Source organism: Streptomyces sp. NPDC058579 (assembly GCF_042718575.1).
Classification (GTDB): Bacteria; Actinomycetota; Actinomycetes; order Streptomycetales; family Streptomycetaceae; genus Streptomyces.
Window position 1 is genome coordinate 120,058 of sequence record NZ_JBHXPI010000017.1, and the last position, 13,339, is coordinate 133,396.

13 protein-coding genes are annotated in these 13,339 nt (G+C 69.4%); 11 read left to right on the forward strand and 2 right to left on the reverse strand.

Annotated elements, in window-relative coordinates; all coding sequences use genetic code 11:
• The first annotated feature begins 121 nt into the window (after nt 1-121).
• From ACFWRO_RS20700 to ACFWRO_RS20720, 5 genes are all read left to right on the forward strand, one after another.
• Nucleotides 122-1,360 carry a hypothetical protein gene (locus ACFWRO_RS20700; RefSeq protein ID WP_384512241.1) on the forward strand — a complete coding sequence of 413 codons (1,239 nt, stop codon included), beginning with the start codon at nt 122-124 and terminating at the stop codon, nt 1,358-1,360.
• 268 nt (nt 1,361-1,628) lie between these two features.
• Nucleotides 1,629-3,398 (forward strand): ATP-binding cassette domain-containing protein, encoded by a 1,770-nt coding sequence (locus tag ACFWRO_RS20705; RefSeq protein ID WP_384512273.1) that lies wholly within the window; start codon nt 1,629-1,631, stop codon nt 3,396-3,398.
• 59 nt (nt 3,399-3,457) lie between these two features.
• Nucleotides 3,458-4,750, forward strand: coding sequence for an MFS transporter (locus tag ACFWRO_RS20710; protein ID WP_384512243.1), 1,293 nt, complete (start codon nt 3,458-3,460; stop codon nt 4,748-4,750).
• Nucleotides 4,747-5,337 carry a class I SAM-dependent methyltransferase gene (locus tag ACFWRO_RS20715; protein WP_384512245.1) on the forward strand — a complete coding sequence of 197 codons (591 nt, stop codon included), beginning with the start codon at nt 4,747-4,749 and terminating at the stop codon, nt 5,335-5,337. The genes ACFWRO_RS20710 and ACFWRO_RS20715 overlap by 4 nt, the downstream gene beginning before the upstream one ends.
• A gap of 31 nt (nt 5,338-5,368) precedes the next feature.
• Nucleotides 5,369-6,436, forward strand: coding sequence for a methyltransferase domain-containing protein (locus tag ACFWRO_RS20720; RefSeq protein ID WP_384512247.1), 1,068 nt, complete (start codon nt 5,369-5,371; stop codon nt 6,434-6,436).
• A gap of 67 nt (nt 6,437-6,503) precedes the next feature.
• On the opposite strand, the gene ACFWRO_RS20725 is transcribed toward ACFWRO_RS20720, so the two are convergent.
• The gene (locus tag ACFWRO_RS20725; RefSeq protein ID WP_384512249.1) at nt 6,504-6,869 is read right to left on the reverse strand and encodes a chromate resistance protein ChrB domain-containing protein; all 366 of its coding nucleotides are present in this window, start codon (nt 6,867-6,869) and stop codon (nt 6,504-6,506) included.
• A gap of 40 nt (nt 6,870-6,909) precedes the next feature.
• Between ACFWRO_RS20725 and ACFWRO_RS20730 the strand changes: the two genes are divergently transcribed.
• Nucleotides 6,910-7,152: a hypothetical protein gene (locus tag ACFWRO_RS20730; RefSeq protein WP_384512251.1), complete on the forward strand. Its 243-nt coding sequence runs from the start codon at nt 6,910-6,912 to the stop codon at nt 7,150-7,152.
• Between the two features lie 296 nt (nt 7,153-7,448).
• On the opposite strand, the gene ACFWRO_RS20735 is transcribed toward ACFWRO_RS20730, so the two are convergent.
• Complete coding sequence (locus ACFWRO_RS20735) at nt 7,449-8,438, reverse strand: hypothetical protein (protein ID WP_384512253.1); 990 nt, start codon at nt 8,436-8,438, stop codon at nt 7,449-7,451.
• 914 nt (nt 8,439-9,352) lie between these two features.
• Between ACFWRO_RS20735 and ACFWRO_RS20740 the strand changes: the two genes are divergently transcribed.
• The 5 genes from ACFWRO_RS20740 to ACFWRO_RS20760 all read left to right on the forward strand — a co-directional run bounded on the left by ACFWRO_RS20740 (nt 9,353) and on the right by ACFWRO_RS20760 (nt 13,085).
• Nucleotides 9,353-10,408, forward strand: coding sequence for a hypothetical protein (locus ACFWRO_RS20740; RefSeq protein WP_384512255.1), 1,056 nt, complete (start codon nt 9,353-9,355; stop codon nt 10,406-10,408).
• On the forward strand, nt 10,405-11,157 hold the full coding sequence (locus ACFWRO_RS20745; protein ID WP_384512257.1) for an ATP-binding protein: 753 nt from the start codon (nt 10,405-10,407) through the stop codon (nt 11,155-11,157). Before ACFWRO_RS20740 ends, ACFWRO_RS20745 begins: the two co-directional genes overlap by 4 nt.
• Before the next feature lie 118 nt (nt 11,158-11,275).
• Nucleotides 11,276-11,959 (forward strand): WhiB family transcriptional regulator, encoded by a 684-nt coding sequence (locus tag ACFWRO_RS20750; RefSeq protein ID WP_384512259.1) that lies wholly within the window; start codon nt 11,276-11,278, stop codon nt 11,957-11,959.
• On the forward strand, nt 11,956-12,909 hold the full coding sequence (locus ACFWRO_RS20755; protein WP_384512261.1) for a DUF2637 domain-containing protein: 954 nt from the start codon (nt 11,956-11,958) through the stop codon (nt 12,907-12,909). Before ACFWRO_RS20750 ends, ACFWRO_RS20755 begins: the two co-directional genes overlap by 4 nt.
• Nucleotides 12,906-13,085, forward strand: a complete 180-nt coding sequence (locus tag ACFWRO_RS20760; RefSeq protein ID WP_384512263.1) for a hypothetical protein — start codon at nt 12,906-12,908, stop codon at nt 13,083-13,085. The genes ACFWRO_RS20755 and ACFWRO_RS20760 overlap by 4 nt, the downstream gene beginning before the upstream one ends.
• The last annotated feature ends 254 nt before the right edge of the window (nt 13,086-13,339 follow it).

The following is a 13,339-nucleotide window of genomic DNA, read 5'->3' on the forward strand; positions in this document are numbered from 1 at the left end:
ATCCCACCCGTGCGGCGCAGGACCGGCCCGCCGAACGGACGGCCGTGTCCGGCCAGGCCCGGTGCCGCAACGGCAGCGGGGCGGCAGGCGTGGTGCCCGATTCACGAAAGGAACGCAGGACATGAGCACCAGCACGACGGCGCCAAGGGCGTGGGTGGTCCTCGGTGGCGTCCATCTGCTCAACCGCACCCTCCCGCGTCGGGCTGTCGAGCCCCTCGTCCTCGTCCAGGTCACCCCGCAGGAGGTGAGCCGGCCGAGCACCACCGTGATCATCCGCTGGAACACGCTCGGAACATGCTCCGCCGAAGCACTCCGTAGCGACGGCACCCGGATCGGCTCGGCCCGGATCAACGGCGAGGACCTGTTCCCCGACGCCATCGCCGGCACCGCCCTGCGCGGGCTGATCGGTGCCGAGGCCGCCCTGAGCCTCGTGCCCTTGTGCTACCTGGCCGAACACCCCGATGGCTATCACGCCTACGCGCAGATCCGTTTCCACCCCGAGGATGCCTGCTTCGTGCGCACCACCAGCGAGCCAACCGGCCGCGGACCGGTGCAATCCCTTCGCTGGCTCGATCCGGTCCTGGCCGCGCACTACGTGTCGAGCACGGCGCTCAACAACCATCGCCGTTACTTCCGCAAGCACTTTGAAGGCACCGAGCTGGAGTACAAGTACACCCTCGACCCGGCACCCGACATCTGGGCCGCGGCCATGGAACTACTCAAGGCGCTGCGCGACGGCGCGCTGGAAGGCTGCCGGCCGGAGTACCGGGAGGAATTCCAGATCCACCACACCAAGAACTACCTCTTCGAGGTCACCGGCCCAGAACCGGAGGTCGGCTACGCCTCCTTCGTTCCCACGGTCACAGCCGGGTACGTGCTCAAGCGGAAGTGGTTCGCCATGGACACCTTCGCCCGCCGAGAAGAGCTGGTGTACGGCATCGACGTCACCTCCGACGGCTTCGAGGCCTACCTTCGTAGCGAACTGGGCCTCCAGGTACGGGCCATGCCGCCCTTCCAGCGAGTCCGCTACGACATCCAGTGTGAGTCGATGCGCACCGGTCACGTCTACGGCATCTTCCTCGACCGCTGCGCTCTCCTCGCGGACCCCACGGTGGTCCTCTCGCAGTGCGAGCTGGAGTACCTGCGCACGCGGGGCGTCCTCGACCAGGACCAGGACGAAGTCCTCGGCGAGATGGAGCGCATCAACGGCTGGCTCCGGAACTACGTCGCCGGCCGTGGCTGGGCGGTCGAGCACACCTTCCACTCCAAGCTGAGCTTCCTCCGGGGCGCCGTCGCCGCCCAGCCGACCCTGGTTACGGGACACGTTGGCGGCGTTTCGGCCAACCCCACTGCCCCGTAGCCCTGTTGCGGGAGGCGGATCGATGCACTCTCCATGCTCCGACACGCGCCGAATCTCGGGGATCCAGCACAGGCCGAAAGACACCAGTTCGATATCCCGGCGCGGTCGTTGAGCTTCCCGACCACGCCACGCGACCGTCCAGGAGGAACCGCCGTTGACCTCGACCCCCGTGAACGAGCAGCAGAAGACCACGCCGCCTCCGCCCGCGGAGATCACCTACACAGGGCAGTACTCCATCAACCCCCTCGCCGAGGTGTCCTTCCGGCGGATGTGCGCGCAGATCCCTGCAGTCCTAGGTCGGATCGCGCGGCTGTCGTGGCGGATCGACCGGCGGGCCGTGCAGCTGCTTCTCGGCTGCCAGCTGGTCACTGGCGTCTCGGCTGCTGTGCTGCTGACGGCCACCGCCCGCGCCATGGAACCCGTGCTGGGAGCCGGGTCCGCCGGAGACCGGCTGCGTGGAGCGCTGCCGGCACTGCTCGTGGTGACGGTGGCCGCCGCTGTGGCTCGGACGGCGGGGGCGGTGGCGTCGTACGCGGGGCGGCGGATCACGCCGCGGGTGACGACGGAGATGGACTCGGCGCTGGTCGCGGCGGTGTGCCGGGTGGAGGCGGCTGCCTACGCGGAGGACGGTTTCTCCGACCGGCGCGAGGCGGCCGAGATGGGGGTGATGCGCACCCATGTGATGGTGGCCGACGCGCAGCAGTTCGTGTCGGCGGTGGTCCGCCTGGTCACCGCCGGAGGCGTGCTGTCAGTGCTGAACCCGCTGATGCTGCCGCTGCTGATGCTCGCCGTGCTGCCGGCCGGTGTCGGGGCCGTACTGAGCGCGCGGGTGGACTACGAGATCCACTACGGCAACATCGCGGATCGCAACGTACGGGGGATGATGCGCTGGTGGGCCACCGAGTCCAAGTACAGCGACGAGGTCCGCGCGAACTCCATGACCAGCTATCTCGTCTACTGGTACCGGGCCCTGTCGGACCGGTGCGATCGGCGTACCCTGGCCGCCGCGCCAAGAACCCTGCGGATCGCTCTGCTGTCCGCGCTGGCCGGCGGTATCTGCCTGGCGGCGACGTGGGGTGCACTGGCGTGGCTGGCGGTCTCCGGCCGGATCGACCTCGCGGTCGCCGCGACGGCCGTGATCGCTGTGCAGACCATGCTCGCCGCTCTGACCCAGGTCGTCACCGGGGGCGCCGCGGTCTTCCACACCAGCCTGTACCTCGGCGACATGCAGAGCTTCCTCGACGAGGCCGCCGACCGCGCGCCCCAGCGTGGTCCCCACCGCCTGGCCGCGCCGGTCGACGAGATCCGTCTGGAGGACGTGGCCTACCAGTACCCGGGCAAGGACAAGCCCGCCGTCGACGGCGTCTCGCTGGCCCTGCGGCGCGGCCAGATCCTCGCGATCGTCGGGGCGAACGGGTCCGGGAAGAGCACCCTGACCCGGCTGCTGACCGGCATTTACCTGGCGGACAAGGGCACGGTCTCGTGGAACGGCACCGACCTCGCCGACACCGACCCGGCCGCGGTCTGGCACCTGACCGGTCTGGTGCCGCAGATCTTCGCGCAGTGGCCGCTGCGCGTCCGCGAGAACGTGACCCTCGGCCAGCCTCGTAGCAACGACGACACCCCGGTGTGGGAGGCCGTCGACGCGGTCGGGCTGCGCGACGCCGTCGAAGACCTCCCCACCGGTCTCGACACCCTCCTCGCCCGGGACCTCTGGGGCGGCACGGAACTCTCGGGGGGGCAGTGGCAGCGCATCGCCTGCTCCAGGGCGCTGTACCGCCGGCCCGAGCTACTGATCCTCGACGAGCCCACCTCCCAGATGGACCCGCGCGGCGAGCACCAGATCTTCGAGCGAATCAAGGCCATCGCCGCCGACCGCATCACGATCGTGGTCACCCACCGTCTGGAGAACACCAGGATCGCCGACCACATCATCGTGATGGAGCACGGCCGCATCACCGAACAGGGCCAGTACGACGACCTCGCCCACGGGGGTGGGACTTTCGCCGAACTCCTGGAACTGTCCCAGGACCGCTGACGCCGCCGTCCGTCCCGTCTCCGCCGCACGGCGGGGGCGGACACCGTCAAGGAGAAGCCGTGCCTCCACCTCTCACCAGTGCCCGGACGTCGGCATGGACGAGCCGCTCCTTCCGGCATCTCCTGGGGAGCGAGGCAACAAGCCTGGCCGGGTCGGCGGTGAGCACCGTCGCCCTGGCCGCGCTGGCCGTCCTCGAACTGAGGGCGACGACCACCGAGGTCGCCCTGCTGGCCGTCGCCGGCCAGCTGCCGAACATGCTCGCGCTGTGGGCCGGGGCCTGGTCGGACCGGTACAACAAGCGGCACCAGTTGCTGGGCTCGGACCTCGCGGCAGCTGGCGCCCTGGTCTCGGTCCCGGCCGCCGCCGCGGCCGGCGTCCTGGCCATCGGCCAGCTGTACGCGGTCCTCTTCCTGCTCGGCGCCGCCCGAGTGGTGCACGACGCCGCGGCGATCAGCCTGCTGCCCGCCCTCGTCACCCCCCACCAGCTCCAGGACGCCAACTCCAAGATCGGCGCGGCCTCGTCAGTCGCCGACACGGCCGGCAGCAACGCCGGCGCCGCGCTCGTCGGTTCCGTCGGACCGGCGATGTCTGTCCTCGTCGACGCCGTCTCCTTCGTCCTCTCCGCCGTGCTCCTGTGGCGCATCCGCCCCGCCCCGCCTCCCGTACGGCCCGAAAGCAAACGGCGCAGCCTCGTGCACGACATCGCCGAGGGCGTGCGGTACGTGATCGGCCAGCGCACGATCCGCACGGTCATCGCGGCCCTGGCCGTGCTCTCGGTCGGCATGGCGATCACGAACACGTACTGGGCGCTCTACCTCCTGACAACGCTCGGCGTCTCACCGACCGCCTTCGGAGTGATCATGGGCATCGGAGGCGCCGGGAGCCTGGGCGGTGCCCTGCTGGCGCCGTGGATGGCTGCCTGGATCGGCATCGGGCCCACCATCATCGTCGGATTCGCGGTAAGCCCGCTCGCTCAAATCCCCCTGCTGCTCGCCCGGCCCGGCCTGGGCTGGCAGGTCGCGCTGGCCACGGCGCTCGCCGCTCAGCTGTTCTGGGCCGCCGTTTCCGGCACCACCCAGCGGTCCCTTCGGCAGACCCTGTGCGATCCGAGGTACCAGGGCCGGATGCAGGCGGCCAGCACCACCGTGACCGCCGGAAGTCGCCCTCTGGCCGCCGCGGCGGCCGGGGTGCTCGCGCTCGTGCTGGACGTGCCGACCGTACTCGCGGCCGGCGCGCTCCTCCAGGTCGTGCCCGTGACCCTGCTGCTGGCCTCGCCCATCCGAACCTTTCGGTCCATGCCCGCCCCACCTGTCCCCGCGGCTGTGCCGCCCTCCCGAGAAGGAGCCCGATGACCACCACCGCGTCGACCGCCAGCCCCGCCTACTGGGAACCGCTTTGGGCCGACGGCCGCCGCTACCGGCAGCCGTGCGAGAACGAGAAGCAACTGATGGCCGAGTACCTCGATCTCGGCCGCGGTCGACCCGCCCTCGACATCGGCAGCGGCGACGGCACCCTGGCCCGCCACCTCCACCACGAGCTCGGCTACCGCACGACCGGCGTCGACTGCTCCCACAGCGCCGTCGCGCTCGCCGCCGCCAACGACACCATCCTCGAGCCGGGGCCGGCCTGGCAGTGCCTGGACTTCACTACCAGCGACCTCACCACGCTCTCAGACCCCGCCTACGCTCTCATCACCTGCCGCCTGGTCTACCGCTGGATGGACGACAAGCGGTCCTTCCTCAACCGTGTCCGCCGGCTCCTCGCACCCGGCGGAACCCTCTGGATCGTCACCGAAGTCACCGGCCGCCGCACGACCACCGACCCAGACCTCCTCGGGCTCGGGATCTCGACCGCGGACGCCGAGCTGCTGACGACCGGCTGGTCCGTCGTGCATACCGCCGACCTCGACGTCCTGCGCTGCTACACCCTGCGCCCCTGACCACTCCACCCCGCGAACGGAAGGACACCTCGTGCTGGACATCGAAAAGCGCGCCGGCGAGATCTGGACCCTCTACGGCCAGCACCAGCTCGGCCGCACCTTCGACCTGCCGGAACTGGACAGCTGGGCCTGGGACATCCCGGAGAGCGGCCCTGGCATCGACGTGTTCGGGGACGTTGCCGGTCTGCGCGTTCTGGACCTGGGAGCCGGCGTCGGCCGGCACGCCGCCCGTCTCGCCGGCCTCGGCGCCGACGTCACCGCCGTCGACGCCTCCCCCACGCAGCACCAGCGTGCCCTCGAGCGCTATCCCGACGTCCCTGGCCTGCGCTTGGTGTGCGCCGACGCGGTCGAGCACCTGCGGCAAGCCGCCCCGTACGACCTCATCTACTCCGTCAGCGGCGTCCCGTTCCTGGATCCGTATCGTCTTCTGCCCGCTTTGACCACCGGCCTCAAGCCGGGCGGGCGGTTGTTGTTCACCGCCCTGCACACCAACTCGGCCGGCGCCGGGCCGTCCGACTCGGTCACCGCGCGTCCCGAAGTCCTGCGGCTGCCCGGCACGGACATCGAGCACCAGATGCACATGTGGGTCCTCGAACCCCAGCTGTGGAAGGACCTCGTCGTCGGCCACAGCCTCGTCATGGAGACGGTCACGACGATCGACTCCCCACAGGCCGGCCAGCCGCTGGCGTACCGGCTCTACACGGCTCGCCGCCCCGACCGGGTGTCGAGCCGCCCCCGCACCGTCCCGTGGGAGACCATCGGCCGACTGGCTGAGCTCTTCACCCGCCTCGATACCGCGCGAGGTATCCCGGCAGAGCAGCAGTGGACCCTGCAGGTCCTCAAACTCACTGAGGAGGTCGGCGAGTCAGCCCAGGCGGTGATCGGCACATGGGCCACGAACCCCCGGAAGGGACGAAGCCACAGCTGGCAGCACGTTCAGGAGGAGGTCGGTGATACCGCGATCACCGGCCTGGTCTCCCTGCACCGGATGCTCGGCGACGAGGCACCGGCCTTCTTCGAAGCCCTGCTCGCCCAGAAGGCCGCGAAGTTCCTCGCCCTGGACGATGAGACCAGCGCGCCGCCCCTCGAAGGGGCGTGAGCCGCGCATGAGGACCGTCGACCGACCACCCGACAGAGCACGCGCCCGGAGGTGCGTCCGGCGTTCGTCAGACGGCGGCCAGGGCCAGGAACTCCTCGACGCCCTCGGCGGGTCCGTACGTGCCGGAGGAGGGGTCACTCGCTTGAGGGTGCCACCCGTTTGTGAGAGTCGCTGGCTGCTGTGGTGGCCGGTCTGGGTCGCAGGCGGGTTCGCGGCCGAGTGCGGCGGAGCGGCAGTAGTACTCGCACAGACCCTCGAAGATCAGGTTGGCGACGGTCATGGTACGGGTGTCGTCGCCGGTCATAGACAGGCCGCGCAGGATAAAGTCGAGGCCGTGGGCTTCGGGGGCGCCGAAGCGTTCGTCGTCGATGTTGGCCTCCTGGACGATCTGCGCGATGCGCCGCAGGGAGGGTCGTCGATAAGGCGGTGCCAACTTCGCCCTCTGCTTCGCCGAGCACGCCCTCTACAGAGACGTGGACGACAAGACCCCCGGCCCCTTCCACCTTGCCCTGCCTGACCTGACCACCGTGCGCCCCGCCACCCTGGCAAACACCGTGATCGCCGCAGTGCTGATCTTCAAGCTCCGCTGGAGCATCATGCGCGCCCTCGGCATCTGCGCCGCCCTCGGACTGGTCGCCGCCCCACACCGGCCTCCCCTGCATGTGAGCCGCCGGCATCCCGAGACGGGCCAACTGTGCGGCGCAGCCCTCCCCTAGGGGCTCCGCCGGGGCCGAGCGCTGTCCGGACTCCGGTACGTGCCATGCCCGACGGGTGATCACGAGAGTGTGCGGAAGGGGCCGAACTGTGTGGCGGGATCTGGGCCTGGACGGCGTGGTGGACCACTTCACCCCGAACAGCGACGAGGTGGGCTGGTCTGACACCACCTCATCGACAGCGGCGTCCGACGACCGCCCTTCCGTAACTCGTGCCCTGTCTGCACAGCGAGAAGGAGCCCGCGTGGAACTCCAACACCTGGTCGATCGCTTCCGGTAAGCGTCCCCGACTTCGGCGGTCACCCTGCGGCAGAGGCGCGCCGCTCGTCGAAGGTCGCGTACCAGTACCCGAGACCGAACTGGTCTCCGGGCTCAAGCCCCAATCGCTCGTACAGCGGGGTCAAGTGATTGGTGAGGGTGCGCGTGCTGACGCCCAATTCGTGCGCGATGGCAGCCAGCTTCCTGCCTCGGGCCAGCTCGATCAGAATCTTCCTGGTCATCGGGGTCGTGACCCCCGCTGACGGGGCTTGCTCGTCACCGCCCAACCATGGCTCGGCGCGCTTCCACTGGTCTTCATAGAGCTCCGAGATGAAGGCGATCAGACCATCGTGCTCCACTTTCCAACCGGCCTTCGCAGGCTGAGTCCTCGTGTGGTCTCCAATAATTGCCAGCGATTCATCGATCAACACAATCCGGCGGAAGCGTCCTTGCAGTGTGCGAACTTCGGCACCCCTACGAGTCACCTCCCTCGCCCATTCACTTTCCACCTCCCTGCCACGGGCTTCTTCGCCATAGATCGTGGCCAGCTTGAGTCCTCGTTCAAGCAGATCAATGTCGCGAGGCAGAGACTTCTGCATGGCCGAGTGCGGGCGAGGCACAGGATGCGCAGTCCGGATACTCCTACTGGCCTTTGACAACGCCTTGATAATCTCGCCATTAGCTTCGTCCTTCGACGCGAGGTAGCTGACCCCTGAGTCTCCCTGAGCAATCCGGACAGGGAGCTGAGAAAAGAGGGTCTCAATCGACCTCAATCGGCGCAGCGACGCAGCCAAGACCTCTCGCTCTCGATTGGACTGGTAACGCCAAACCTGAAAGGGATCAGCGATGAGGTAGAGATCGTCTTCGAAGATATTGGGCACCACGAGGCCGACGTCGAGAAGCTCCTCCAAGCCCGGTTCGTCCCGCCTCTGGGTGAGTTCTCCCCGAAGCATGCGACTGTAGAGGCTGAGTGCATCCCGTGACAGGCCGCCGTCGTCATCCTCGGACGCCTGCCGCGCCAGTCGGGACACCTACACCACCTGCCTCGGAGTTTCGTCTTGGCGAAAGTGCGCATAGGCGAAACTGGATCCCCTTGATCTTCCGTCCCGATGCGGAGAGCCTTGCTCCACCAACCTGCAGCACCCCCATCAGGGTGTCCTGGCAGGCAGGATTGCGCACGTCGACGTGCGCCAGGGGGTGAAGCGGCCACCGCCGCGGGCCAACCCTGCTCTCTGAACGTCCTCAATTCGTTTCGCGACTCCTGGGGTGAGGTTCCCGATGAAGCTCTTCAAGAATCTGCGTCGCACTGCTGTTGCTGCGGCCCTCTCATTGCTGTTCTCGCTCACAGCGATGGCTGCAGGTGGGTCGAGCACCGCAGTGGCAGACCCAAATTGGGACAGCGCACCTGCACACGGAACTGCGTCCACTCCGGTCTGACAGCTTCTAGCCCACGCTCGTTGGCCCAACGGGCGTACACCCCGGAATGCGCTGGCTTCATCCGCCCCTTGCGTCAGGGCACCAACTGGCGAACACCAGATGTGCCGCAGGAGAGCGGGCATCTCACCTATGCCCCCTGGCCCCTGGCCCCTGAACTAGTTGTGACGGGCCTCAGAGCTATGTCTGGACTTGCCACTGGGGTCTGCGTATGTTCGTCGTCCCCTCGGGCATCCAAGCCCGAGGGGAGCACGGAGTACAGAGCCGAGGAAAAGCGGCGGCGCCCGAGAGCGGCAACTCTCGGACGCCGGACGCCTCAACGGATCACCCGTCCGAGCCGAGGCCCAAACTGGAGATCACATTCACCCGCACCGTCCTTCTCACGGGACCAACCGGTGCGGCTTCACTGAGAAGGAGGGTGTCGTATGACCGCCGCTCTGCGCAAGTGGCCCGGGGTTTCGACCTGCGTAATGAGTGGGATGCGCCGACTCCCTACGGGGGGTGCTGCCTGATGGCCCGCATCCGAACCATCAAGCCCGAGGCATTCGAAAGCGAGGACCTCGCGGCGGTCAGCGTGACCGCGATGGTGACCTTCTTCGGCCTGCTCACCCAGGCCGATGACTCCGGCCGCTTTCGCGACCACCCCGCGATCATCGCGGGACGACTCTGGGCCCTGCGCGCCGACCACACGCCGGCGAACGTGGCCGTCGACCTGGAGCAGCTCGCCGAGGCGGGCCTGATCTGCCGCTACACCGGCTGTGACGGGCACTCCTACCTCCACGTGGTGACGTGGGAGAAGCACCAGAAGATCGACCGTCCCTCCGCCTCCCGGCGCCCGCGGTGCCCGGCCCACCAGGGCCACCAGAAGTGCGGTGCCTGTACGAAGGACTTCTGCCCGATGGCCGAGACGCCCCACGCCTCGCTCTCCGGCCTCCCGCTCACCGCCCAGGGCGTTTCGACGCATCCTCGTCGAACCCTCGATACGCAGGATTCCGCCGCGCCCACGCCGCTCGCGGCCATCTCGGAGGAGGCCGGGAGCGGCGGGCAGGTGCGGGTGAGCAGCAACGAACAGCCTGCCCGGGCCTCCTCGGGGCAGGTCGACGAATCCGCAGGTCACGAGGGATTCAGCGACGATTCGGCGAAGACTCGCGAGGGTGCGGCGTCTGGATCTAGGATCCTGGATCCTGGATCTTTCCCCAAGGGGGGCGAGGCCCCCGCACGGCGTACCGGCCCGGCTGTCGCCTCGGTGAAGGCCCTGGTGGCCGAGTACGTGCGGGAGTCCGCGCACCGGCCTCCGAAGGATGTCGTGGGGCTGGTCGGTCGCCAGGTGAAGGGGCTGCTGGAGGAGGGCTTCGACCCAGAGGTGATCCGCAGCGCCCTCGGACAGCTGCGGATGAAGGGCCTGCACGGCAGCGTGCTGCCGAGCCTGGTCAACGAGGCACTGAACGCCTCACCGCCTCCTGCCGCCGTCGGCGCCTCCGGCGCGGGGCCCTGGGCCACCTCCGGCTACATGCCCTACCTCGACCCCACCGCCGGTGAGCCGAGCGGATTCGGAGGCCGACTGTGACGCGCTACCGGCTCGACGACCCGCAGCCTCCCGTGCCTGAGCGCCTGCGAGCCCGCCTGGAGGCCAAGCTCGCCGAACGCGGGATCAACCCCGCCGCCGAGCTGCCAGACACCCCGGAGCCGATCCCGGCCCTGGAGGCAGCGCAGCTGCGGATCCCGGTCGACTACCGCGAAGCCCTGGTGGAACACCCCGATGTCGCCGCCTGGGTGCGGAAGGTGTCCGAAGGCGCGGTCGCCCCGTCCGTCGGCGGGCTGAACCCGCAGTACGGCGCATCCGGGCGCCGGCGGATCATGCACGGACCGTCGCTGCTGCTCTGGGGGAACCTCGGAACCGGCAAGACGCACCAGGCGTACGGCGCCATCCGGGCCCTGACCGCCTCCGGGTGTGGGGTGTCCTGGCACGCGACCACCGCCGCCGACCTGTTCGGCGACACCCGGCCCCAGGCCGGCGTGGACCTGGAACACCAGCTCCGCCGGATCGTCCGGGTGCCACTGCTGCTCCTGGACGACGTCGGTGCGGCGAAGACCTCGGCGTGGACCGAAGAGGTCCTCTTCCGGCTGGTGAACTGGCGCTGCCAGAACCGGATGCCGACGATCTTCACCACGAACCTGCCACCGGTCCGCGAGCTCGCCGAGTCCGCCCGCCAGCCGGTCCTGCGTGACCTGGTCGGCGACCGCGTGCTGAGCCGCATGTCCGGCATGTGCACCCCGGTCCGCTTCACCGGCCCCGACCGCCGCTTCCAGCGCTGAGACGCGCCCACTCTCCTCGGCCCGCCGCCGCAGCCGGGCCCATCCCTCCGCCTCACCCCTGCCCCTCCGCCGCCCCGCGGCGTCGAGGAAGCCCGAGGCGTACCCGAAAGACACCCTGATGCGCTACATCACCACCAACGCCGGCCCGCAGCCGACCATCCGCTCGATCGCCGACCACAGCTGGCACTCCCGCGCAGCCTGCTACGGCATCAACCCCAAGGAAGCCGACCGGCTCTTCTTCCACGGCCCCCGCAACTTCCGCGACCGACAGCAGGCCAAGCAGGTCTGCGCGGCCTGCCCCGTGCAGCGGGACTGCCTCAACTTCGCGCTGGAAAATGGGGTCGAGCACGGCCTGTGGGGCGGCCTGACCCTCAAGGAGCGCGCCAAGTGGCGCGACAAGCTCGACAACCGGCTCGACTACACCCGAGTGCGTTCCGCCATCAACGGGCGTGACGTCCGCCTCAGCAGCCTGGAGCGCAAGGCGGTCGTCCGGTACGCCTGCGCCAGAGGCTGGAGCACTACCCGCCTGGCCCACGTCCTGGGCATCTCGGTCGAGTGGGCCCGCGACCGGATGAGCGAGGAAGCCCGCGCCATCGAGGACCGCGACAGGCACAACGTGCACTCCGACCCCGCACCGGTCGCGGGCCCCAAGGGGGACGAGTCGAGCGCGGGAGGCCCGCCGCCGAGCAGCGTCCAGGACGCGGACAACCCGGACGCGGGCCACACGGGCGACGACATCGTCCCGGTGGACCGGCACGTCCACACCCCCGTCATCGTCGGCGACTTCCGAAAGGCAGCATGACTCACCCTCACGACCGGACAAGTCGCCCCTCTCACAGGGCGGCTGAGCGGTACGTCCTGATCGCCGCCGGCGCCGTCATCGTGGCCCTGACGATCGCGTCCTTCTGGCTGTCCTACGCGCACCTGGCAGAGGTCGCGGGCCAGCACGGGCTGGGCAGCGCCCGTGCCCGGCAGTGGGCGTGGCCGGGAACGGTGGACGCCTTCATCGTGACCGGTGAGCTGCTCATGCTGCGGGCAGGGCTGAGGCGGGTCACGGACTGGTGGGCGATCGGCCTGACGGTCACCGGGTCGGTGGGCTCCATCGCGCTCAACGTGGCCGGCGTCCGCGGTAGCAGCGATGGGGCGATCCCGGTGCTCGACTACATCGTCGCCGCCGTCCCGCCGACCGCTGCCCTGCTCGCCTTCGGAGTGCTCATGCGGCAGATCCACCAGCTCGTCGCCCCGACAGGCAGCGGCAATAGGGGGGCGGCCACGGGGACCGGGACCGACACCGAGGCCAGGACGGGGGGCGGGTCCGACACCCAGACCAGAGCCAAGACGAAGGGGACCGAGACCTTGACGGAGGCGGAGACCGGGACCGACACCGGCACCAGTACGGAGACCGGGACCGACGCCAAGGCCGGAAACGGGACCGAGCCGGGGACCGGGACCGGGACCGAGGCCGGGACCGGGACCGGGACCGAGGCCGGGACGGGGACCGAGTCCGGGGGCGACCAGGAAGCGTCACCGGGACCAGGGCGACGCCCCCGGCTGACCGACGTCGAGATCGTCGACCTGGTCCGGCCCCACGTCCCGGGCGCCCTGGCGCGGGACGGCAACGAGGCGGTCACCCGCGTGCAGATCCGCCAAATCATGCGCGAACACAGGATCCCGATCCGAAACGAGCGGCTCACCCCGGTGCTGGCTCTCCTGCGCACCCCGCAGGCCACGACTTCTAGGAGCAACCGATGAATACATGCCCGAAGTTCGCCCGCATCCGGGCCAAGTACGAGCAGGAGACCTCCTACCTGCTCAACCACGCTGCGCGCTCGGCCGCGAACGGCAGCGCCGGACTGGCCAAGAGCAGCAAGCACCGCATGGCCCGAGACCTGTCCGGGCACGTCGCCCGGTGCATCGAATGCGGGTAGTCCCGCGCCTGCGGGACTACCCCTGACCCCCACCGCTCCGGACTTCGTCCGGAGTGGCACCTCTTCCTCCCCGACTCACGAACGCAGAGGTCCATGCCGGACACGCAGGAATCCACCCTCCCCTCGACCATCCAGTCGGGGACCAACCTCGGTACAGGAGGGTCGGGTAGCCGGAGCGCATTGCTGCGCCCCGGCCCCCTCAGAACCGGACGTGCGACTTTCACCGCATCCGGCTCAAGCAAGCCACGAGGGCA

What these genes read in the sequence shown, in the direction of transcription:
- ACFWRO_RS20760 (WP_384512263.1), top strand. Translation starts at nt 12,906, where the DNA reads ATGAATACATGCCCGAAGTTCGCCCGCATCCGGGCCAAGTACGAGCAG.
- ACFWRO_RS20750 (WP_384512259.1), top strand. Translation starts at nt 11,276, where the DNA reads ATGCGCTACATCACCACCAACGCCGGCCCGCAGCCGACCATCCGCTCG.
- ACFWRO_RS20715 (WP_384512245.1), top strand. Translation starts at nt 4,747, where the DNA reads ATGACCACCACCGCGTCGACCGCCAGCCCCGCCTACTGGGAACCGCTT.
- ACFWRO_RS20755 (WP_384512261.1), top strand. Translation starts at nt 11,956, where the DNA reads ATGACTCACCCTCACGACCGGACAAGTCGCCCCTCTCACAGGGCGGCT.
- ACFWRO_RS20700 (WP_384512241.1), top strand. Translation starts at nt 122, where the DNA reads ATGAGCACCAGCACGACGGCGCCAAGGGCGTGGGTGGTCCTCGGTGGC.
- ACFWRO_RS20740 (WP_384512255.1), top strand. Translation starts at nt 9,353, where the DNA reads ATGGCCCGCATCCGAACCATCAAGCCCGAGGCATTCGAAAGCGAGGAC.
- ACFWRO_RS20705 (WP_384512273.1), top strand. Translation starts at nt 1,629, where the DNA reads ATGTGCGCGCAGATCCCTGCAGTCCTAGGTCGGATCGCGCGGCTGTCG.